This window comes from Vibrio sp. 2-1-2a, assembly GCF_032648565.1.
Taxonomy (GTDB): domain Bacteria; phylum Pseudomonadota; class Gammaproteobacteria; order Enterobacterales; family Vibrionaceae; genus Vibrio; species Vibrio diabolicus.
Map to the genome: position 1 here is coordinate 289,583 of NZ_WBOH01000001.1, position 23,025 is coordinate 312,607.

The 23,025-nt window shown below is 44.3% G+C and carries 18 protein-coding genes; 12 read left to right on the forward strand and 6 right to left on the reverse strand.

Translation table 11 applies throughout. The annotated features are described in order from the left end of the window. Positions 1-4 precede the first annotated feature (4 nt). Together cydD and cydC are read left to right on the forward strand one after the other, a co-directional pair. Positions 5-1,792, forward strand: a complete 1,788-nt coding sequence (gene cydD / locus F7Y48_RS01440) for a heme ABC transporter permease/ATP-binding protein CydD (protein ID WP_316679911.1) — start codon at positions 5-7, stop codon at positions 1,790-1,792. Further along, on the forward strand, positions 1,785-3,506 hold the full coding sequence (cydC, locus tag F7Y48_RS01445) for a heme ABC transporter ATP-binding protein/permease CydC (protein WP_316679913.1): 1,722 nt from the start codon (positions 1,785-1,787) through the stop codon (positions 3,504-3,506). Before cydD ends, cydC begins: the two co-directional genes overlap by 8 nt. 97 nt (positions 3,507-3,603) lie before the next feature. Here the strand turns inward: cydC and F7Y48_RS01450 are convergent, their stop codons facing one another. The 3 genes from F7Y48_RS01450 to F7Y48_RS01460 form a co-directional block, all read right to left on the reverse strand. Continuing rightward, complete coding sequence (locus F7Y48_RS01450) at positions 3,604-4,935, reverse strand: D-serine ammonia-lyase (RefSeq protein WP_316679915.1); 1,332 nt, start codon at positions 4,933-4,935, stop codon at positions 3,604-3,606. 83 nt (positions 4,936-5,018) lie between these two features. Next, positions 5,019-6,113: a 3-phosphoserine/phosphohydroxythreonine transaminase gene (gene serC / locus F7Y48_RS01455; RefSeq protein ID WP_316679917.1), complete on the reverse strand. Its 1,095-nt coding sequence runs from the start codon at positions 6,111-6,113 to the stop codon at positions 5,019-5,021. 138 nt (positions 6,114-6,251) lie between these two features. Then, the gene (locus F7Y48_RS01460) at positions 6,252-7,520 is read right to left on the reverse strand and encodes a DUF945 family protein (RefSeq protein ID WP_005393205.1); all 1,269 of its coding nucleotides are present in this window, start codon (positions 7,518-7,520) and stop codon (positions 6,252-6,254) included. 186 nt (positions 7,521-7,706) lie between these two features. On the opposite strand from F7Y48_RS01460, the gene F7Y48_RS01465 reads away from it, so the two are divergent. From F7Y48_RS01465 to F7Y48_RS01475, 3 genes are all read left to right on the forward strand, one after another. Next, a complete protein-coding gene (locus F7Y48_RS01465) occupies positions 7,707-9,647 on the forward strand; it encodes an ATP-binding protein (protein WP_256964811.1) in 1,941 nt (646 codons plus the stop codon). Further along, on the forward strand, positions 9,644-10,141 hold the full coding sequence (locus F7Y48_RS01470) for a response regulator (RefSeq protein WP_145532238.1): 498 nt from the start codon (positions 9,644-9,646) through the stop codon (positions 10,139-10,141). Before F7Y48_RS01465 ends, F7Y48_RS01470 begins: the two co-directional genes overlap by 4 nt. Positions 10,142-10,430: 289 nt before the next feature. Further along, on the forward strand, positions 10,431-10,979 hold the full coding sequence (locus F7Y48_RS01475; RefSeq protein WP_005393208.1) for a hypothetical protein: 549 nt from the start codon (positions 10,431-10,433) through the stop codon (positions 10,977-10,979). A gap of 191 nt (positions 10,980-11,170) precedes the next feature. On the opposite strand, the gene F7Y48_RS01480 is transcribed toward F7Y48_RS01475, so the two are convergent. Further along, positions 11,171-11,758, reverse strand: a complete 588-nt coding sequence (locus F7Y48_RS01480) for a TfoX/Sxy family DNA transformation protein (RefSeq protein ID WP_005393210.1) — start codon at positions 11,756-11,758, stop codon at positions 11,171-11,173. 369 nt (positions 11,759-12,127) lie between these two features. Here F7Y48_RS01480 and F7Y48_RS01485 point away from each other — a divergent pair, with 369 nt between their 5' ends. The 5 genes from F7Y48_RS01485 to F7Y48_RS01505 all read left to right on the forward strand — a co-directional run bounded on the left by F7Y48_RS01485 (position 12,128) and on the right by F7Y48_RS01505 (position 17,837). Continuing rightward, entirely contained in the window at positions 12,128-13,048 is a 921-nt protein-coding gene (locus F7Y48_RS01485; RefSeq protein ID WP_048626253.1) for an HDOD domain-containing protein, read from the forward strand. 152 nt (positions 13,049-13,200) lie between these two features. After that, entirely contained in the window at positions 13,201-14,106 is a 906-nt protein-coding gene (locus F7Y48_RS01490) for a lysine exporter LysO family protein (RefSeq protein WP_316679926.1), read from the forward strand. 206 nt (positions 14,107-14,312) lie between these two features. Continuing rightward, entirely contained in the window at positions 14,313-14,825 is a 513-nt protein-coding gene (locus F7Y48_RS01495; RefSeq protein ID WP_012841922.1) for a hypothetical protein, read from the forward strand. A 199-nt stretch (positions 14,826-15,024) separates the two neighbouring features. Continuing rightward, the gene (gene panP, locus F7Y48_RS01500; RefSeq protein WP_237311810.1) at positions 15,025-16,671 is read left to right on the forward strand and encodes a pyridoxal-dependent aspartate 1-decarboxylase PanP; all 1,647 of its coding nucleotides are present in this window, start codon (positions 15,025-15,027) and stop codon (positions 16,669-16,671) included. A 311-nt stretch (positions 16,672-16,982) separates the two neighbouring features. Then, entirely contained in the window at positions 16,983-17,837 is an 855-nt protein-coding gene (locus F7Y48_RS01505) for a MurR/RpiR family transcriptional regulator (protein WP_316679930.1), read from the forward strand. Positions 17,838-17,914: 77 nt separating this feature from the next. Here F7Y48_RS01505 and F7Y48_RS01510 read toward each other — a convergent pair whose 3' ends face one another. Beyond that, positions 17,915-19,159, reverse strand: coding sequence for an iron-containing alcohol dehydrogenase (locus tag F7Y48_RS01510; RefSeq protein WP_065645318.1), 1,245 nt, complete (start codon positions 19,157-19,159; stop codon positions 17,915-17,917). Positions 19,160-19,536: 377 nt separating this feature from the next. Between F7Y48_RS01510 and F7Y48_RS01515 the strand changes: the two genes are divergently transcribed. Next, positions 19,537-19,803, forward strand: coding sequence for a GrxA family glutaredoxin (locus F7Y48_RS01515; RefSeq protein WP_005378026.1), 267 nt, complete (start codon positions 19,537-19,539; stop codon positions 19,801-19,803). A 174-nt stretch (positions 19,804-19,977) separates the two neighbouring features. After that, complete coding sequence (locus F7Y48_RS01520; RefSeq protein WP_006742623.1) at positions 19,978-21,660, forward strand: aspartate:alanine antiporter; 1,683 nt, start codon at positions 19,978-19,980, stop codon at positions 21,658-21,660. A 76-nt stretch (positions 21,661-21,736) separates the two neighbouring features. Here the strand turns inward: F7Y48_RS01520 and fabV are convergent, their stop codons facing one another. Beyond that, positions 21,737-22,939: an enoyl-ACP reductase FabV gene (gene fabV / locus F7Y48_RS01525; RefSeq protein WP_006742624.1), complete on the reverse strand. Its 1,203-nt coding sequence runs from the start codon at positions 22,937-22,939 to the stop codon at positions 21,737-21,739. Positions 22,940-23,025 lie beyond the last annotated feature (86 nt).

Consider the following 23,025-nt stretch of genomic DNA (forward strand, 5'->3'; position numbering starts at 1 on the left):
CACGATGGATAAGAAAAAGCAAAGCAGCTTGAATAAGTGGCTTAAGCAACAAAGTAAGTTAGCCAAGCGCTGGCTTATGATTGCGATAGGTCTAGGCGTACTTTCAAGCGTGTTTTTATTGGCTCAAGCAGCCCTGCTCGCCTCCATTCTGCACCAGTTAATCATTGACCAAGTCGACAAAGCCGACCTCATTTGGCATTTTGTTGGGCTTGGTGGCACGGTTATCGGTCGAGCTGCTTGTACCTGGGGTCGAGAGCTTGCCGGTTACCGTTGCGGTGAGCAAATTCGAGTTTATATTCGCCAACTCATTTTAGATAAAGTTCATAAACTTGGGCCAGCTTACATCAAAGGCAAACCTGCCGGCAGCTGGGCGACGCTCATCTTAGAGCAGGTAGAAGATATGCAAGATTTCTTCTCTCGCTACTTGCCTCAGATGTCATTATCGGTATTAGTGCCTTTCATTATTTTGGTTGTCGTATTCCCAGTAAACTGGGCGGCAGGCTTGATCTTCCTCGTCACCGCACCACTAGTGCCTATTTTCATGGCACTGGTTGGGATGAAAGCCGCAGAAGCAAACCGTAAAAACTTTAAAGCGATGCAGCGTTTGTCCGGTCACTTTTATGACCGCTTGCAAGCAATGACGACCATTCGCTTATTCGATAGAACAAAATCTGAAACTGAAACTCTGAAAGGTGCTTCGGAAGTCTTTCGTACTCGCACCATGGACGTTCTGAAGATCGCGTTTCTATCTTCTGCGGTTTTAGAGTTTTTCACTTCCATTTCTATCGCAATTACCGCCGTCTACTTTGGCTTTAGTTATATCGGAGAGCTCGATTTCGGCTACTACGGCACAGGTGTTACGCTGTTTGCTGGCTTGTTCATTCTGATTATTGCGCCAGAGTTTTATCAGCCATTACGTGATTTGGGCACGTTCTACCATGCGAAACAGCAAGCGGTTGGCGCAGCAGAAAGTATTGTCGAGTTTCTAGATTTGGAAGTCGATCAAATCAAAGATGGTACCCAAGCGTTAGATAAAAACAGCCCTATCTATATTGAAGCGGACCAGTTAACCATTTTTAGTCCGGAAGGTCAGCAGCTCGCAGGTCCCCTATCCTTCTCTCTTGAAGCCAACAAAAGTACGGCTTTAGTTGGACCAAGTGGCGCAGGTAAAACAAGCTTGGTAAACACCATCCTCGGTTTCATGCCTTATCAAGGTAGCTTGAAGATTAATGGTTGTGAATTGTCACAACTGGATCTAGCCACATGGCGAGAGGCCGTAAGCTGGATTGGTCAAAACCCAATGCTATTACATGGCAGCATTCGAGATAACGTCACGTTAGGCAAACACAACATTCAAGATGCAGACGTTCATTCTGTTTTGAATGACTCTCATGCTGCTGAATTTGTTGAAATGCATGGGTTGGATTACCCGATATCTGACCGCTCTGGTGGTTTATCTGTCGGCCAAGCCCAGCGTTTAGCGTTGGCTCGCGCTATGCTACAAAATGGTCGTTTTTGGTTATTAGATGAACCGACCGCAAGCTTAGATGCTCGTAGTGAAAAACTCGTCATGGAAGGCATTAACAAGTACGCACATGCCACAACGAATTTGATAATTACTCACCAGTTGGCACCTTTACAAAGCGTATCGCAAATTCTTGTTATGCAGGACGGCCAGATTGTTCAATGTGGTGATTACGACACACTGTCGACAGAAGATGGCTTATTTAAAGACATGTTGGAAGCGAACCTCGCACAACGTGAAACAGACAAGGGGAACTTAGATGCGTGATTTACTCCCTTATCTAAAACTCTATAAAAAACACTGGTTTGGTCTTTCTCTAGGTATGCTATTGGCATTTCTGACCTTAGCTGCATCTATTGGCTTATTAACGCTATCGGGTTGGTTTATTTCAGCCGCAGCGGTGGCAGGCTTGACGGTTGCTCGTGAGACCTTCAACTACATGTTACCAGGTGCCGGGGTACGCGGCGCTGCAATGGCTCGAACCGCAGGTCGATGGGGAGAACGTGTCGTCAGCCACAATGCAACGTTCAAGCTGCTTACCGATTTACGTATCTTCTTCTTTAAGAAACTTGCACCACTGATTCCGGGTCGTGTTTCTACGATGCGTGATGCCGATCTGCTCAACCGCCTAGTGGCGGACGTAGATGCGATGGATCACGTTTACCTTCGACTTATCAGCCCTGTCGTGATTGGTATTTTTGGCATATTGAGTTTAACGGCTGTCCTGGCATTCTTTGATTGGCATCTCGCCCTACTGCTTGGCTCGATTCTTACCGTCATGTTGTTTGTATGGCCGGTACTGTTCTATAAACTGGGTAAAAACAATGGCGAGAATCTCACTCATCATAAAGCGCAATTACGAGTGGCGACACTGGACTGGCTTCAAGGCTACAGCGAACTGAGTATCTTTGGAGCAGAAGAGCGTTATCGCAATCTCATTCTAGAGAAGCAAAAGCAGCTGTTGTCTAATCAGTTTGTGAACGCGAATTTAACGGGCATGGCTTCAGGCCTGCTTATGCTTGTGAACGGTCTTACACTGGTTGTGATGCTTTGGTTTGCTGCAGACGGCGTAGGAGGTCGTACTCCTGATCCTTGGATTGCGTTGTTTGCATTTGCAACGATGGCAAGTTTTGAAATTTTGATGCCTATTGCGGGCGCGTTCCAGTACCTGGGTCAAACGTTGACTTCTGCTCGTCGTTTAAATGAAGTAATTTTGGCTGAACCGGACGTTGTCTTCCCTGAGCAATCGAAACATAAAGGCACAACGTTAGACATTGAATTCGACAACATTGACTTCACTTACCCTGACGGTCAACAAAAGGTGCTGAAAGACTTGTCACTCTCACTACCGTTGGGCACTAAAACAGCGATTGTAGGTCAAACAGGTTCAGGTAAATCAACACTGATTCAGCTTCTTTGTCGCTACTGGGATGTAAACCAAGGTGAAGTTCGAGTCGGTGGTACAAAGCTGCAAGATTGGAGCGAGTCTGACCTGCGAGAAGCAATGACAGTGGTAAGTCAACGCGTTGATGTACTGAATGGAACACTGCGTGACAACTTACTTATGGCCGCTCCAGAAGCAAGTGATGAGCGACTGTCTGAGATTCTTCAAAAAGTCGAACTTGGTGGCCTTCTTGAGGCTCCAGGGTTAGATGCTTGGTTAGGCGACGGTGGTCGTCAGTTATCTGGTGGTGAGAAACGCCGAATCGGTATCGCTCGCGCATTGCTACGTGATGCCCCAATCCTACTCTTAGATGAACCGACTGAAGGCCTCGATAAGCGTACGGAACAAAAAGTGATGGCGCTTTTCAATGAACACTTTGCTAATAAGACAGTGGTATTCATTACACACCGACTTATAGAATTAGAAAACATGGATAGTATCTGTTTGATGGAACAAGGTGAGATCATCGAGCAAGGCGATCATCCAACGCTACTCGCTCAGAAAGGTCGTTACTACCAGCTATTACAGTCTCTATAATTCGATATTCTGTGACGAGAAGGGCTCATCAAACGATGGGCCCTTTTGTTATTCCTGTATTGTTAATTGCCTAGTTAAGTACGTATACAGGGCTGATTTACCGACCTGATTTTTTGAGATAAGCCGCCATTTCTTCTTCCGGAACCATGCCTCCACCTGTTGCCCAAACAAGATGCGTTGCGTTTCTGAGTTTTTCTTCGTCAAATTGCATTTGAGACTGATAAGCATGGTTATTCGAGACGTGCACTGCCCCAACCATACCAGCTAATGCAGAAGGCTCTAGGTTAATGCCTTCGAGTTCACTTAACTCACCCAAGTGGTGATACATACGAGCATCATCAATGGTGTAAAAGCCATCAATTAGCCTTTCCATCGCTCTACCGACAAATCCCGACGCACGCCCTACTGCTAATCCATCAGCAGCGGTCATGTTGTCGATACCCAAATCTTGTACCGCAATCTCGTCATGCAAGCCGGTATGCACGCCCAACAACATGCACGGAGAGTGCGTTGGCTCTGCGAAAATACAATGAACATGATCACCAAACGCGACTTTCAAACCAAATGCCACGCCACCAGGCCCACCGCCAACACCACAGGGTAGATAAACAAAGAGCGGATGATGCTCATCAACCACGATTCCCAAGTCATCAAACTGCTGCTTTAGACGCTCACCCGCAACAGAGTAACCTAGAAACAACGTCTGCGAGTTTTCATCATCAATAAAGAAGCAGTTAGGGTCTTGCTCAGCTTCTTTACGACCTTGCTCAACGGCAACACCATAGTCTTGCTGGTACTCCACCACTTTGACGCCATGTGACCGGAGCTTATTTTTCTTCCACTCCCGCGCATCAGAAGACATGTGAACCGAGACTGAAAAACCAAGCTTTGCACTCATGATGCCAATGGACATACCGAGGTTACCCGTTGACCCAACCGCAATACTGTACTGCTTAAAAAACTGCCGAAACTCATTGCTGAACAATTTGCTGTAATCATCGGTTTCGCAGAGTAAGCCAGCTTCAAACGCCAACTTTTCTGCATGGGTGAGCACTTCATAAATGCCACCTCTCGCTTTGATAGAACCAGAAATTGGCAGATGACTGTCTTTTTTGAGCATTAAACGGCCCAATATTGGCGTGTCGTATTGCTGCTCCAAACGCACTTTCATCTTGGGAACATCCACCACAGAAGACTCAATGATGCCATGCGAAGCTTCCGTTTCGGGAAACGCTTTCATCAAATAAGGCGCAAATCGTGCAAGCCGTTCACTCGCAGCTTGAATATCTTTTTCATCTAGCCCCACATAAGGCAAACCTTCTGCTAAAGAGGTTATGTTTGGGTTAAACCAGCAGACCTCCTTAAGATCAATAAGTGGCGCCAAGAGTGGGAACTGCTTGATCAGCGCTTCAATATTCGCCTTGGTCATTTTACCTTCCTGGAGTGATGTGAGTTGAGATAAACAAAAGCGCCGCAATAGCGACGCTTTGGAGAACAACTATCAGTTTGAGTTTACGCGTAGTTTTTCTCAAACTCTTGCATAAAATCGATTAACGCTTGTACACCTTCTAGCGGCATGGCGTTATAAATGGATGCTCGCATACCACCAACGGCTCGGTGACCTTTTAGCGCTTTCAACCCTTTAGAGTCTGCTAGCTCAAGGAAGGTTGCATCCAGTTCAGGTTTCGCAAGTTGGAATGGCACATTCATCAAAGAACGGTTTGCTGAGTGCACGCCATTACGGTAGAAATCAGACTGATCGATATAATCATACAGTAGTGCGGCTTTAGCGCGGTTCACTTGCTCGATCGCTTTTACCCCACCCTGCGCCTTCAACCATTTGAAAACAAGACCAGACAGGTACCATGCAAAGGTTGGTGGCGTGTTGAACATTGATTCTTTCTCAGCCAAAACAGTGTAATCCAAAATACTTGGTAGTACCTGCTTCGCCATACCTAATAAATCATCGCGCACGATAGCAATAGCAATGCCGGAAGGACCAATATTTTTCTGAGCGCCCGCGTAAATCACACCGTATTTCGACACATCAATTTCACGAGAAAGAATTGTCGAAGACATGTCAGCAACGATTGGTTTGTCGGTGACTGGAAGATCGTTAATCTCGATACCGTCAATGGTTTCATTTGGACAGAAATGCACGTAAGCCGCTTCTGGAGCAATTTTCCATTCGTTTGCAGGTAGAACGGCTACTTTTCCGTCGATTTCTGTTTTTGCATCAAATACGTCTGGCTCGCAGTATTTCTTCGCTTCAGCTACCGCACTTTCAGCCCAATAACCGCCGTCGATGTAAGTTGCCGTCTCGGCATCACCAAGTAAGTTTAGAGGAACAGCAGCAAACTGAGCACGAGCACCACCTTGGCAGAACAGCACTTTATAGTTGTCCGGAATATTCAGAAGATCACGTAAATCCTGCTCGGCTTCTTCTGCAACTTTGATGAACTCTTTGCTTCGATGGCTGATTTCCATGACCGAAGTACCAAGGCCTTGCCAATCGATTAGTTCCTGTTGTGCTTGCTGCATAACTGCTTTAGGCAGACCTGCTGGCCCTGCACTGAAGTTAAATACGTTGTCCGTATTTTGTTCCATGATGCTCATTGCTCCTGCTATGTAAATATTACGAAATTAATATCACGTTTTCGCAGCGATAAAAACAAGAAAAGAGGTCTTACGACCTCTTTTTAAAGACTAAGCGTTAAATTGGATTAATTCCGCAACAATACTTGGCTACTGTTGTTGCATCAAGGCGGGCATAAGTAGCGCCACTAATGGGAACTCATGTCCATTTTCGAACTTCAATTTACCTTCACCGATTTCTGCTTTGAGTTGATAACCGCCCTCGACTTTCTCGATCAACTCCATGATGAGCAGCTCATCGATTCCTTCTTGAATAAATGGGTAGTGCGTCACTAATTCGTCAGAGAAGTAAGTACTGAGCTCACCAGTAGTCGCCGTCATCAACTTCATTGGGTCTTGAGTAATGTGGTCAGTACCTTCAGGAATGGATAATTGCCACTCGTTATGGAACTTACCGTCACCAAACGCAAGTGAAAGCTCATTCACGGATAAATCAAAACCTTTGCTAAACAGCGTGTCAACATGCGGCAATAAGCTCGCAATTTCCTGCTCGTCTAACATTGGAGAGCTTTGATAGATAGACATAATTTGGTCAAATGACTGGCTATCCACATCTGCAATTGAGAAATCCAACTTAAAGTTATCGACATCCGTACCATCAGTTAAACGCAGTTTCTTAGCATCTAGGTTCAGCTGACTGTTCAGCTTATCACCAGACTCATTCATCGTAGTGTTGCCACGGTAACTCGCATTCTCAATCAAAAAGACAGGCGTTAAGTTCGAATCAACCACATCCAGCTTCTCTAGAGAAAAAGATTGCTCACCCAGCCAATAGCCTTTTGCTTGCTTACCTTTACCCTGACCTGTCAATGCATTCAGATGAAGCTCTTCACCGTTTTCAAAATCCACTTGAACAGAGGGAACAGAAACTTGGTAATTGAGATCACCCAATACCGTCACATCCCCTGTCACTTTTGCAGGGCTTGTAGAAACAGAAACACCTTGCGCTTCGTTACGATAATGCCAACTGTCTAGGTCAAGGGTGAATGCCGTATTGCCATTTAGTTGAGTCTGACTATGCATCGTGAGAGGCAAAAAGTCATTGTCCACCAATTTTGAATCTGCTGTTAGGCTTGTTAGACCGTGGCTAACATCACTGGTTACGTCAAACGTCGTTGGCATACCATCACGCTCTAGCTGCGTTTTAAGCTCAGGGTCAACAACTGAATAACGAGTCAGCACGACTGAAGACAAATAGCCACGCTGATACTCGACCACTTCGCCTTTAATCATTTCATCATTCATATTGGTAATACCATCTTCAATGATGGACTGACCAATTTGTCCGACAGCCAATGGCCAACACAGCGCTAATGAGATAGCACCACCAATGGCGCCGATTTTTTTAAGATTTTGCATAACGTCACTTATTAGGTATTTTCGGTCAGTCTACCCCAAACCACCTGCGGAGAAAACATTGAGACAAATCAGACTATTGATGCTTATTCTAGTCCATTAATCAGGAATCATACTTGGCTCCCACTCATCATGTCCTTTTATTGTTAAAGTTTGCGTGGCGAAGTTTTAACCGGAGCTAAAACATCTGTGAATCGTTATGCTGTGTTGTGTCTCGACAACAACCCAATCAGTGCTGAACAGTTTCGATTGGAGCTGTCTGCCTTCTCAAGTAAGTTTGATATTTTTTCTGTCGAATCGATAGAAGAGGCTCAAAGCGCTTTAGAGTATCTGGAAGAAAGAGAACAGACTGTTGCTTTAGTCATAGCGAGCCATCACGCTCATTTTAATGGCGTGGATTTTCTTATTGGTTTAGACCGGATGCCGCATACCGAGCAAGCAAGAAAAATTCTTATTAGCTGCTCGTCTGATATAGAGGCAATTCTCACTGCCGTTAATGAGGGCAGGCTCGACCACTGCCTCACTAAACCTTTGCCAGATCACGTCTTATTTAACACAGTGCAAAAAGAGCTGACCCAATTTATATTGCGAAACGGTAAAGAAGACCTGCTAAGTTACAGTCAGATATTGGATCATCACAGCTTGTTGCGAGCACACATCAATAATCAGATGAGCCATTATCAAGCGGGCTTTTTACACGACTACCACTCGATGTCTGATGCTGAGTTAGCCGAGCAAGTGATCTCCGCTCTCCAGCAATTTTTCAAAGATAATGACGAAACAAGAGCGTGCCGCACCTATTCAACTGAACACTTATTAACCGTAGAAGGCGAGCCAAATAGCTTCTTGTGGTTTATCACCGATGGTGAAGTGGCTCTGTACAAGCGCGATGAGCAAGGCATGCAGCGAGAGGTTGTACGCCATAACAAAGGTAATATTGTCGGAGGCATGTCGTTTGTTACTGGAGAATGTTCTTTCTCGACAGCCCTAACGCTGACAAAGACAGAGGTCATCAAACTCGATCGCAACGTATTCAATAAAGTGATGCAAAGCGACTCAAACTTGCTGCCTCTTTTTACAAACTTGCTCTTACGCCACTTCAACCGCCGGTTACAAAGAAGCATCAACACCAAGCTGCAACTTCAAAAAACGCTCGAATCGCTGGAGTCTGCCCACCAGCAACTCATTGAAAGAGAAAAAATGGCGATGCTCGGCCAGTTGGTTGCGGGCGTGGCGCATGAACTAAATAATCCGATAGCAGCGATATTGAGGGGCGTAGAGAATTTAACGCATACGCTAGAAAGATTACTTAACGAAGTACCCAGTTCCGATATACAAACCAAAGGCATTGAGTTGTTGAGCAAAGCTCAAACCGCAAAACCCGCTTCAACCGCTGAGCTCAGATCACGCGTTAAAGCACTTAATCATGCCCTTCCAGACCGAACACTGGCAAAGAAAGTGGTGAACCTTGGGCTAGAGTCAGATCACGAGTTACTCACTCAACTAACGAAAAAACAGCAAGTGTCTTCTCATGTTCTCGATACTCTTGAGCAATACCACAAAGCAGGTTCCACTCTTCGCTCGATTAACGTCTGTGCTGCGCGAATTGCAGATATGGTGAAAAGCCTTAAAGGTTACGCACGCTCAGATGATGAGACCCAGCACTATGCTGATATTCATGAAGGTATTGAAGACACCTTGGTGATCTTCGAAAACAAACTAAAAATGCATCAGGTTTCCACTGATTATGCGGATTTACCTCCTATCCTTTGTCAACCAATCGCACTCCAACAGGTATGGACGAATTTGGTCTCTAACGCCATTGATGCATTTCCGGAAAAAGGCGTTTTAAAAATACAAACACGTCTTGCAGAAAAAGATCATACACATTACGCCGTTATCTCGTTTGAAGATAATGGGTGTGGCATTCCTGAATCGCAAAGAGAAGCCATTTTCGAGCTCAACTTCACGACGAAAAAAGAAGGCAACTTTGGTTTAGGCATTGGGCTGTCCATCTGCCAGCAAATCGTGACAGCACATAAAGGATGGATTGACGTCGAATCAGAGCTCGACAAGTTCACACGAATGACAGTCTGGTTACCAGTCATCGAAAAAGGAGATGAAATATGACCAAGTATTTAATTTTATGTGTCGATGACGAACGAGAAGTCTTGGATAGCGTGCTCCAGGATCTCGCTCCCTTTGAGGAACATTTTATTGTCGAGGGAGCGGAATCAGTCACTGAAGCAAGGCAAGTGATCGAGGAGATGGCGGAAGAGGAAGTTCAGCTTGCGCTCGTTTTATGCGACCACATTATGCCGGAGCAAACTGGGATTAGCTTCTTAATCGAACTCAGTCAAAATGGTGACACAAAAGCAGCCCGCAAAGTCTTACTTACAGGACAAGCCGGCTTAGAAGACACCGTTGAGGCCGTCAATAACGCAAGTCTGGACTATTACATTGCCAAACCATGGAGAGGTGAAGAATTGAGAAAAGCAATCGTGTCTCAGCTTACTGCTTTTATGATTGCAAATGATGATAACTTACTATCTTGGACTCAAGTCCTTGATTCTGAGGCGATCCTCAATGCCATGGCTGAACGCAGAGCAAGCTTCGGGGAGTAATATGCGTGGCTCTAGCGTGAATGTCACCAAAACCAGCTGATCCACGTTATTTCGCGCAATAGCGCGAGTATGGAAAAGCATCACTATTTATCCGATTGATGCTCTTAGACGTTATGTATATGGCGTAGTTTTTGCTTAAACCAACTAACTATTAAGTTAATTGACAAAACATCGACACATTTTTGTTGGTCGTGGACCTTCCTTTTTATTATGATGTCGGACAAATCAGATTACGGTTCAAGTGGTTGCTTGAATCCATGGAAATAATGAACAAGGTTTATCGTTAGTTATGCGTAAAACACTATTAGCCGCTGCCTTACTAGTGGCATCAAGCCATGCCCTAGCCGCAAACGACCGCAATGCGCCAGCAACTATGAGCAACTTTAGCTACGACTATTTCGAAGCACGTATTGGCGCAAGTCCTGTGACATTTGGTGCTGGATTCAGCAAATCAATTCACCCTAACGCACATGTTATTGCTCGTATCGACTCTGAGTTTGAAAGTGATTTTGACTCAGCCGCTGGTTTTGGCTTTCATTCGCCACTAAACAACTGGGCTGACCTTACAGGTGAAATGCTAATGCGCGTTGTACAACCTTCAAGCGATAGCAGCACTGACGTAGGTATGGAACTGAACTTAGGTGTTCGTCAATGGTTAGGTCCTCAATTAGAAGTAGGCGGCAAAGTCGGCTACGTTTCTATTGATAACGATGACGACTGGACCGGTGCAGCATACGCTCGTTTCCACTCAACTGAGCTTTTCTCTCTAGGCGCTGAAGCGCGTATCAACGACTTTTATGGTGATCAGGTAATGTTCACCACGCGTTTTAAGTTTTAAGATTTGTGCTTTAAGAAAAGAGCAAATTAAAAAACAAAAACCGAGGCCCATGCCTCGGTTTTTTTGTCTAATCTAATGACTAACTCAATGAAGTGGTCAAAAACTTCAATGTCCTTTTTCCGCTTTCAACACTTGCCTTTACGACCCGCTAACTCCATCAAAACGAGTCAATCATCGTGCGTTCAGCTTGCTTACTCACACAGCGCCAATAACTGCTTTTTACGCGGCTCTTGAATCAGTTTCCAATGAACACCGTCAGTGGCACCAGCGAATTTCCAAAGCAACTTAACATCAACGTCATTGCCATAAGCCACTTTAACTTTGTTGAAGACTTTTACAGGTCCAAGTTCTAAAAAGGTTTCTACGTCATCAACACCTGCTTTCTTGACCATTCGCTCAAGAGTTAACTGCATATTTGGCAGATCTCTCAAACGTCTACTGGCAGAAGACTTTTGATATTTTCGTTCCTTAATTGAGTATTCAATTGATTTTTGTACCAGTTCATCGAGTCCTGCATATCCGGATTCAAACAAATCTGTTACATCATAATAATTTACGGTTGCCGTCGTCTGTTTTTTGACGTGCTTATATTTTTCGCAATTCAGTTGAGTAAACACTTCGTCCAATCCATTACCACCACGTAAGTAGCAGCAATCATTGCTAACAAGCGCAAACATAGCGTCATCGGTGAATAAACCGATACCACCGAACATAGAACGTTTTTGATACTCACTAAAGTTGCGTACATATTTAAAAAAAGCTTGGTCTGTCATGTCCATTGACCTCTTTAATCTGAATAAATTACCCCGATTAGCGATGTCACCAGATAAACAGCAGCTTATAGCGAATTATAAATGTCGATTTGTTGGCGATATTTTTGTGAGTTGTGCTCACCAACTTGCTTAATCATACTTAACGTTGAAAAATAAGTTAGGACATAGGTCACATATAAAAAAGTATATATTCAGCATACGTGATTAGTTTCACACTTATTATTCATGTGGTGATATTTTTTTGACGCACGACATGCCCAAAACACGCCATCATTATGATCTCGCTGGCAATTACGAGCACGTGATACGCATTTAATTGATAAAGAATACGCTGTAAGGGTACACTGTACGAAAGATCTCAAGTACAGCGTCACAATGGAACATTTATCATTTTTTTGGCTGCCAAATAATAAAGATAAGCTTATAAACGCACTGGAATCCGAGTTTGCTCAGTTGGTAGAACAGTCCATCTCAACGGGTAAGATTTCATTACCCCCTATTCCTGATGTCGTGCTTAAAATTCAGCAGTTATGTGTCGAAGAACACACCACTATTTCAGATGTTGCTAACTGTTTGTTAGAAGATCCCGGCTTGGCGGCGGTCGTTCTGCGAGTAGCAAACTCTGTAATTTTCAATCGCAGAAACATTACCTGCAACGACTTAACCACCGCGGTATCTCGCCTTGGTATACTGCGCGTGCGTGATATTGTTACCGCACAAGCGATTGAACAACTTAAACATTCAGTAAATTTAACCAAAGAATGTAATGCTATCTTGGTGAAAAGTGCAGCGGTATCCCGAGAACTCGGTGCCGTCATGGTGATATTGGTTCAATCGTTTCGTAAACACGAGCCAGGTACTTATGGGCACTTGGAGCAAGAAAAAGCATTGCTGGTTGGTCTGCTAGCCGATATCGGTTTGTTTTGTCTAATTAACGAGTACCACCTGTACTTAGATAGAGGCAATTACCTAGATCCTGAAATTGCGTTGCAAATCTTCCAAACTCGTTGTTCAGCAACAAGCAAACTGGTGCTCGAGCGCTGGGGATTTGACAATGACTTTAGAGAGGTCTCCTCAAACGAGAAGTACGAGCAAACGCGACCGGAAGTAAGTTATTTAGACATTGCAAGAATCGCGCATCACTTATTGATGTTCCGCAATCATGATGAGCGCATTGATGAACACGAAGTTGAATTCAACTTAACAGGTGCAGAGGTCTTGTATGAACTCAGCAATATGAGTGATACTGACTTCAATGACCAAATACGTGCAGTGCTAAGTGCTAGCGGCTTGTAATTTATCGTTTTCTCACACCTAATTCGCGATAAACGATTCGCTCAAGGCTGAGCAGCGTTTGGTATTTGGTGAAATATCTCTCTAATTTCAACCGATAAATAATTTGATTTATGTGTGTTGGTATTATCTCAAAAAAGGAATCATAGAGCTTTATGTTCTCAGGGATGCTATTTATTTTCGCTCCACTTGTTGTGGGGTATCTAATTCCTATATCTCGAGCCTCGTTACTGGAGAAGATCAATCAATCAACGTCCTACCTTATTTACGTCATTTTGTCGTTGATGGGACTTAGCCTAGCAGCGCTCGATAACTTAAGTAGCAACTTACAGAGTATTCTCCTCTATGCGAGTACTTTCTTTTTATGTTTAAGTACCTGTAACCTGTTAGCGCTGCCTATTATCGATAGGATTATTCCTCTCCAGACCAATCAGAATCAAAAGAAGCTGCCACTATCCTCGATGGCTTTAGAATCAGTAAAGCTGATTGTTGTCGTTGGTGGCGGGCTAGTAGTTGGTCTGCTGTTACCCATCGATTTAAGTTGGGTGGATACAGCGAGCGAATGGATACTCTTCCTGCTCCTATTTTTTATTGGTATTCAGCTTCGCAATAGTGGTCTTACTCTTCGCCAAATTTTATTAAATAAACAGGGTATGGCCATTGCGGCAGTTGTGATCGCAACATGTATGCTTGGTGGCGTTATTGCAACGATACTTTTGGACCTTCCTCTCTATCAAGCCCTCGCGATGGCTTCAGGCTTTGGCTGGTATTCACTCGCAGGAATTTTGATGGGAGACGCTTTTGGCCCCGTGTTTGGGGGAGCATCTTTCCTGATCGAATTGATGAGAGAGCTGGTCGCGCTGGTAGCCATTCCTCTCTTTATTCGCAGCTATCCGTGCACAGCAATTGGTTATGCAGGTGCAACAGCAATGGACTTTACCCTACCTGTTATTCAGACTACAGGTGGTGTGCGTTGTGTCCCAGTCGCCATCGTTAGTGGGTTTATTTTGAGTTTACTGGTACCAGTTATGATGCTTTTCTTTGTATCACTTGCTAGCTAGATCTCAGGTTTTCGCTTTAACATCCATTACAATACGGCAAAAATTCAAACACCCAGTTAACGTCAAAGTGATCAAGATTTTGGCAATAATCCGCTTTCTTTTTATCAATTAGCCCAATGATTTATCACGACTAAAGAGAAAGAAGGGTGAAACATCAACTTATGTGCCTTGCGTTAATAAAGGGATAACAACCAGAAGGAAGAAGAATGAAACGCTTTGTCGTTGCAGCGCTCCTCGCTACAAGCTCAACTTTTACGTTTGCCGCAGATCAACAATGTCTTGCAAGCAAATACGACGGCTATGTTGATGCCTCACTACAGTGGTATCAAGATCTTGTTGATTTGACGGTTACCCAGTATCCAGATCTAAAAGAAGTTAGCCAGTGGTTCTTGGACGGCCGTAAACATCACTTTGAATTAAACCGTGAAGCGGTTCACTATTTTCTAGAGAACGATCCTAGCCGTGTTGCAACAGAACAGCCAATCGAAGCATGGCTAAAATTGGAACAACACGACGTTAAGCAGCTAGCAAGCCGAAGTGATAAGTTAGGTGAAGTCGCAAAACAAACGTTTAGTGACCGTCAATCGACTAACCATCCAAAAAACTACGAACTCCGTTCAGCATTCGCCGACCTGCTTAGCCATCCACAACAAATTGATACCGCGCTTAATAAGTACAATCAGTCAATAGAGAAGATTGAAAAGCAGAAGTGTGATTAATTAATCGTTGAGGATGCTCGAAAACGCCGAGTGTTTTAACACATTAAAATCAACGATTTTTTAATGCGAAGATTGTAGCCCTCACCTAAAATTTTCATTTCAGCAACATGGGGTTCAACAATTAAAACGGGACTTTGCGCCCGTTTTAGTTTAGATTGTGCCGCTCGCATTACCAAAATAACTACAAAGATTCTTTGCTATGGTTAAGGAACAAAAAACCGCTGACGTTAGCTTTGAGAGCTTGCTAAAGATCTTCACTGTCCCAGAAGGTCCTGACTCAACGTTAACCAAAATTGACGAGAGCCTCTCGCGAAATCTAAATCAATTTCTTCGTGAACACATCGTGGCAGAAGAAAAGCCTTTACGCGAAATCGAAAAAGACTTTTCTTCTGCTCAGATTCCTGAGCAGCCAGAGTTCGTGTCAGATCATACAGAACACTTACTCGACACTTTGGTGTCGCACTCCGTTCACACTTCTTCACCAAGCTTCATTGGTCATATGACATCGGCGCTGCCTTATTTCTTGATGCCACTGTCAAAGATCATGATCGCCTTAAACCAAAACCTGGTAAAGATAGAGACTTCTAAAGCCTTTACCCCGCTTGAACGTCAAGTTTTGGGCATGCTACATCGCTTGATCTATGGCCAGAGCGATACGTTTTACGATCAGTGGATGCATAGCGCAAACCACTCATTGGGCGCATTTTGCTCCGGCGGTACCATTGCCAATATCACTGCACTTTGGGTAGCACGTAACAAGGCGTTAAGAGCCAATGGTTCATTTAAAGGCGTTGAGAAAGAAGGCCTATTTAAAGCCATGAAGCATTATGGCTACGATGGCTTAGCGGTATTGGTGTCTGAGCGTGGTCACTACTCCCTTAAGAAAGCAGCCGATGTACTAGGTATAGGTCAAGATGGCTTGGTTGCGGTTAAAACAGATGCCAACAACCGTATTATTGTCGACGACCTTAAAGCGAAAATTGTTGAACTAGAGAAACAAAACATCAAGCCTATTGCTGTTATTGGTGTAGCTGGTACAACAGAGACTGGTAATGTCGACCCGCTACCTGAAATCGCAGAAGTCTGCCAAGCTCACGGTTGTCATTTCCATGTGGATGCCGCATGGGGTGGCGCAACACTTATGTCTAATCACCACCGTCACCTTCTTAACGGTGTGGAAATGGCAGACTCAGTAACCATTGATGCGCACAAGCAACTCTACATCCCGATGGGCGCTGGTATGGTTCTGTTCAAAGACCCTGACGCAATGAAATCCATAGAGCATCACGCTCAATATATCTTGCGTAAAGGCTCAAAAGACCTAGGCAGTCATACATTAGAAGGCTCTCGTTCAGGCATGGCAATGTTAGTCTATGCCGCAATGCACATCATCAGCCGCCCTGGCTATGAGCTGCTGATAGACCAAAGCATTGAAAAAGCTCGCTACTTTGCAGATTTAATCAAGCAGCAAGATGATTTCGAATTGGTTTCTGAACCAGAGCTTTGTCTCCTCACGTACCGCTACTTGCCGCCATTCATCCGTGAGGCATTAGCAAAAGCGGAAGGTTCACAAAAAGAACAACTGAATGAACTGATTAATGAATTAACACAGTTTATTCAAAAGCGTCAGCGCGAAACGGGCAAATCGTTTGTTTCACGTACAAGACTGAACCCAGACCAATGGCAGCGCATGAACACGATTGTGTTCCGAGTGGTTTTGGCTAATCCGCTGACGACCAAAGAGATTTTGAGTTCTGTGCTTGATGAACAGCGTGAAATCGCCAAGCAAGCACCAAATTTGATGGAAAGAATTCAGCAGGTGGTCACTGATATCCAATCGTCTTAATGGCCCGAAAGAGTTACATCAATTTGAAATTTTTTTTCGTTTTGATGTAACTCAAACATCATTCTCGTGCGACTGGCGCAACAAAACATCGATTACACATCCAATTCTGTAGTTTTTACAACATTTTGTTTGAGGCCTGTCAAATTCTCACTAAATAGTATCCGTTATTGGTTTAGACTGATTGAAGATCAGGTTTATACTGATTCTATGGCGCTGGTTGTTTTCGTTAACGCCCCACTCTACTCTGGAATCTTCGTGTTTCCTTTCGTTAACAGAGCCAGCGAGTTGTTCTCTATACCCTCGTGAACACTATGAATACATTAGAAAAAATTCAAAAAAACCTGGAGAATTTCAGTAAGTCAGAGCGCAAAGTTGCGGAAGTAATTATGGCGTCTCCACAAACTGCAATTCATTCAAGCATTGCAACGTTGGCTAAAATGGCTGATGTTAGTGAGCCCACTGTAAACCGCTTCTGTCGTCGTCTGGACACCAAGGGCTTTCCAGATTTTAAGCTTCACTTGGCACAGAGCCTAGCCAATGGTACCCCTTACGTTAACCGTAACGTGGAAGAAGACGATGGCCCAGACGCGTACACCCATAAGATTTTCGAATCGACCATGGCGTGTTTAGATGTCGCGAAAAACAGCCTAGATCCAATGCAAGTGAACCGTGCGGTCGATTTGCTAACGCAAGCGAAGCGCATTTCATTCTTTGGCCTTGGTGCATCATCTTCTGTAGCCCGAGACGCACAAAACAAGTTTATTCGCTTTAACATTCCAATTACTTGTTTTGAAGACATTGTCATGCAGCGCATGAGTTGTATTAACTGCAGTGATAATGATGTTGTGGTTCTTATTTCTCACACAGGTCGAACGAAGAGTCAGGTCGAAATAGCAAACCTTGCTCGTGAAAACGGCGCGACGGTCATTGCGATTACAGCAAAGGACTCACCGCTAGAAAAGGTAAGTTCACTCGCTATTACGCTTGATATTCCTGAAGATACCGACGTCTATATGCCAATGGCGAGTCGAGTTGTACAGATGACGGTGATTGATGTACTTGCAACTGGCTTCACACTTCGCCGTGGTACAGGTTTCCGTGAGAACCTAAAACGCGTAAAAGATGCGTTGAAAGACAGTCGCTATGACAAGCTAAGTCAGTACTAAGTCCTGCTGTTTAGTGAAAGATTTAATAAAGGGGAGCTCTACGCTCCCCTTTTTTCAATGTGCTTTAGATCAATACATCAACCCAAGTCGTTCACACTCGATAAGTCCGTTCTTGATTCAAGCACTTCTACAGAGCTCACGTGTTGTGTGCTCTCTGCCACACACTCTCCACTGCAATCACAGACTTGCTGCAATATGTATATCAAACGTTCCTGATTAAGGGGGAGCGGGTTTCCTTTGATCGCCATCGACTTAAGCGCATCGTTCGCCACTTGTTCAAAAGAAGTTTGGCATACTCCGAATTGGCCAAGTAACGGCAACGCTAACTTATCTAACACCATATTTACCCAAAGAACCCCATCGTGCTCATTCGCGTTCGCACGATCGGTAACCAGTTGGGCAAGTTTACGATAACGATTTATCACATCATTCCTACCAGCGAGCTTCGCGGCGTTAATATTTTCCTGCATCACGTGCGGTGCAAGACGCGCCGTGATCACGCTGTGGGGAGCATCTAACTTACCTCCTAACGCCGACGCAAGCCCATGCGCAGCACCTAATTTGGCATTAGTAATGGCCATGCCACCGAGCAACGCAGCGAATGATAAATCCGAGCGAGCCTTATGATTATCTTGCTTACAAGCAGCAATCACTGAACGGCTTAAACGACGAAGTCCCTCTTCGCACACCATATCTGTAAGAGGGTTTGGCTCACCACACACATACGCTTCCATCAAATGAGTGAACGCATCCATCGCGCCACGCCCGGATGTGTATTGATCGGTTCCATAAGTGAGCGTCGGATCCACAATGGCAACGTCTGCCAGCATATCAGGGCTTCGAAGACTCACTTTCACTTTATCTTGTCCAGACTTCAACACCGCATTTCGAGTCACCTCTGAGCCCGTGCTTGCTGTCGTAGGAATTGCAATAAAATGAAGAGGTTTTGCCTTTAATGGTACGTTTCTTCCTACCACTTCGACGTAATCGTAAACATTGCCTTGATTAGGAATAATAGCGGCTAGGGCTTTACCCATATCGATGACACTGCCACCGCCAATAGCAATCACCATATCAGGCTGGAATTTTCTACCGAGTACCGCGGTCTCTTCTACCATTGTGATATAAGGTTCGCCATTGATTGCTACGTGTTGGTAACGCATATTTTGAGCTTTAAGGTAGTTAATGATGGGCGTGGCTCGTTGGGTGTCCTTCCCAGTTACCAGCAAAACACTGTAGCCAAATTGGTTGATAACGGATAATGAAGACTGAAGTGCACCTTCACCAAATATAATCCTTGTTGCAGTCATAAACTGAAACATACACATCCTCCCAAAATAATATACCCAAATAACCTCTTGCCCTTTGATTTAACACTTATGTAAGAGTTGAAGTCATTTGCGTATAGCCAGATTAGATTGCTATGTTTTTGAATAAAAAAAATTGACCAATTCCACCTTGCCATCATTAACCCCTTAAAATGTATGTTTTTTATGCGTCACTTCACATACTTTAGAGCCATAGAATAAGGGAGCGCGTTTAGTTTTTATTCGATAGATTTCACCTATAGAACCAAGAGGTAATTGCCGCTTTATTTCCGTATCTGGATCGGGCATAGTTACTGCAACAAAAGAGAGCGCACTCAGCCGCTATGTTTTGTACGCTTTCAAAAAAGAATAGATTTAGGAGAAATAAGATTATGTTCGTTGTTATCTTTGGTCGCCCTGCATGTCCTTTCTGTGTTCGTGCAAAAGAACACGCAGAAACGCTAAAAGCGAAGCGTGACGACTTCAACTACCGTTACGTTGATATCCATGCTGAAGGCATTTCTAAAGCAGATCTTGAGAAAACAGTTGGTAAACCAGTTGAAACTGTTCCTCAAATCTTTATCGACCAAGAGCACATCGGTGGCTGCGACGAGTTCGAAGCATACGCGAAAGAGCACCTAGGTCTATTTGACGAATAATAAAGACAGTTTTTAAGAAAGCCGCTTCATGCGGCTTTTTTATTATTTTTCAGTTGGTTATTACCTTACGTCAACTAATGGTAAAACCTAAAAAAATTCACTTATCTTTTTGCTATATTTAGTTACAATTCGCAATTCTTAATCTTTTTGGCACACACTTTACCGAGCCACACAGTGAACATAGACGTCGTATACCTTCTTGAGCAAAACCCTATCCTTCTAATCTTCGTCGTATTAGCCATTGGCCTTGCCATCGGAAAAATCCGATTTGGCAAATTACAACTAGGCAACTCCATAGGCGTTCTAATTACCTCGTTGGTAATGGGTCACCTTGGCTTCTCATTCAATGCAGAAGCATTAACCATTGGCTTCATGCTGTTTATCTATTGCGTTGGCATTGAAGCTGGACCAAACTTTTTTGGCATATTCTTCAGAGATGGTAAGCATTACTTTATTTTAAGTATGACCGTTCTCGTGTCCGCAGTCAGCTTAACGTATGGCTTGAGCCACTATTTCGGCCTCGATTTTGGCTTGTCAGCCGGTATGATGGCTGGCGCGTTGACAGCAACACCAGTACTGGTTGGTGCACAAGACGCTCTAAACTCCGGCCTTGCTACTATACCGCGCAATATGGATTTTTCTTTGGTATTAGAAAATCTATCTGTAGGTTACGCGATGGCTTATCTGGTGGGCTTAATTAGCATGATCATGTTCGCGAAGCTATTGCCAAAACTACAGAAGCAGAACCTGTCTGATTCTGCGCAGCAAATTGCTCAGGAACGTGGCCTTGGAAATTCAAGCCAAAGAAAAGTGTACTTACCGATTATTCGTGCTTACCGAGTCGGTCCAGAATTGATTGACTGGACTGACGGCAAGAACTTGCGTGAACTAGGCATTTATCGTCAAACTGGCTGTTACATTGAGCGAATCCGCCGTAACGGTATTCTCGCCCATCCAGATGGTGATGCCATTTTGCAAGAGGGTGATGAAATTGCACTGGTTGGCTTCCCTGATAGCCATGCTCGCTTGGATCCTAGCTTCCGCAACGGAAAAGAAGTATTTGATCGTAACTTGCTTGATTTGCGCATCGTTGAAGAAGAAATTGTCGTAAAAAGTGACGCTATCGCAGGCAAGCGCTTATCGGATTTAAACTTATCTGAGTTTGGCTGTTTCTTAAACCGCGTGGTACGTGCGCAAATAGAAATGCCGATGGACTTAGACATTGTGCTCGCTAAAGGTGACGTCCTTCAGGTGAGCGGCGAGAAAAGCCGAGTACATGGACTCGCGGAAAAAATCGGTTTCATCTCGATCCACAGTCAAATGGCCGATTTACTCGCTTTTTGCAGCTTCTTTATTTTGGGTATTCTGTTTGGCCTCATCACCATGACATTCGGCCAGGTTTCGTTCAGCTTGGGTAACGCGGTAGGTCTTTTGTTATCTGGTATTACACTTGGTTTCTTACGAGCAAATCACCCTACTTTCGGCTATGTCCCGCAGGGGGCGCTGAATATGGTCAAAGATTTGGGTTTGATGTTCTTTATGGTGGGAATAGGTCTAAGTGCAGGCGGAAAGATGTTCGAACACTTGACTCAAGTTGGTCCAAAAGTGATTGGTCTAGCATTCATTGTTAGTGTTGTGCCTGTGGTACTGGCCTATTTAGTGGGCGCACACATACTCAAGATGAACCGTGCCCTGCTCTTCGGTGCCATTATTGGTGCCCGAACTTGTGCCCCAGCTATGGATGTCGTCAACGACTACGCTAAATCCACCATCCCAGCTCTTGGCTATGCGGGTACCTATGCGATTGCCAATATTCTGATGACGTTGGCCGGTACGATCCTGATAATATTAAGTTAATAACTTTGACTGATGAAAGCAAAAAAGGCGCTCAATGAGCGCCTTTTGTATATCAGTTGTCTAATCAGTCATTCGATTAGATTTGGATAAAATCAGCTTCAACCGCTGGATTTACATCCGCTTCGTAATCTACGCCTTCAACACCGAAACCAAATAGTTTCAAGAACTCTTCTTTGTACTCTACGTAGTCAGTCAGTTCTTTTAGGTTCTCAGTCGTAATTTGAGGCCATAGCTCACGGCAGTGCTGCTGAATGTCGTCACGAAGTTCCCAGTCATCCAGACGTAGGCGGTTCATCTCATCCACTTCTGCTGCGCTACCATCTTCTTTGTACAGACGTTGGCTGAACATACGGTAGATTTGTTCCATACAGCCTTCGTGTACGCCTTCTTCGCGCATTTTCTTGAATACCATTGCAATGTACAGTGGCATAACAGGAATTGCGGAACTTGCCTGAGTTACAACAGATTTAAGTACAGCAACATTTGCACTGCCGCCTGTCGCTGCTAACTTGTCGTTTAGCGCTTTCGCAGCACGATCTAGGTCCATTTTCGCTTTACCTAGTGCGCCATCCCAGTAGATTGGCCAAGTTAGCTCAGTACCAATGTAGCTGTACGCGACTGTCTTACAGCCTTCAGCAAGAACACCAGCATCAGACAGTGCATTAATCCAAAGTTCCCAGTCTTCACCGCCCATAACGGTTACTGTGTCTTTGATTTCTTCTTCTGTTGCAGGCTCGACACTTGCTTCGATGATCACATCTTTGTTGGTATCAACAGCAGTTGATGTGTAAGTTTCACCGATAGGCTTAAGCGCTGAACGAACTAGCTCGCCAGTTTCTGGCATTTTACGTACTGGGGAAGCCAGTGAGTAAACCACCATATCGATCTGACCTAAATCTTCTTTGATCAGTTCGATAGTTTTCTGTTTCGCTTCATTTGAGAAAGCGTCGCCGTTTAGGCTTTTTGCGTACAGGCCTTCTTCACGCGCTAGCTTTTCAAAAGCAGCTGCATTGTAGAAACCTGCCGTACCTGGTTTCTTCTCAGTGCCTTCTTTTTCGAAGAAAACACCGATAGTTGATGCACCGCCACCAAATGCCGCAGCGATACGAGAAGATAGACCGTAGCCACTTGATGCACCGACAACAAGAACGCGCTTAGGTGCGTTTTTGATTGGGCCTTGCGCTTTAGTGTACGCAATTTGTTCTTTTACGTTAGCTTCACAACCAACAGGGTGCGTTGTAGTACAGATAAATCCACGAATTCTAGGTTTGATGATCATATTCAACTTCCTTTAAAAAACCTTGTTAGGATAAAAGTTTCGTCGGGATTTCGCATCTAATTTCTGTAAAAATGCTCTGAAAAGGC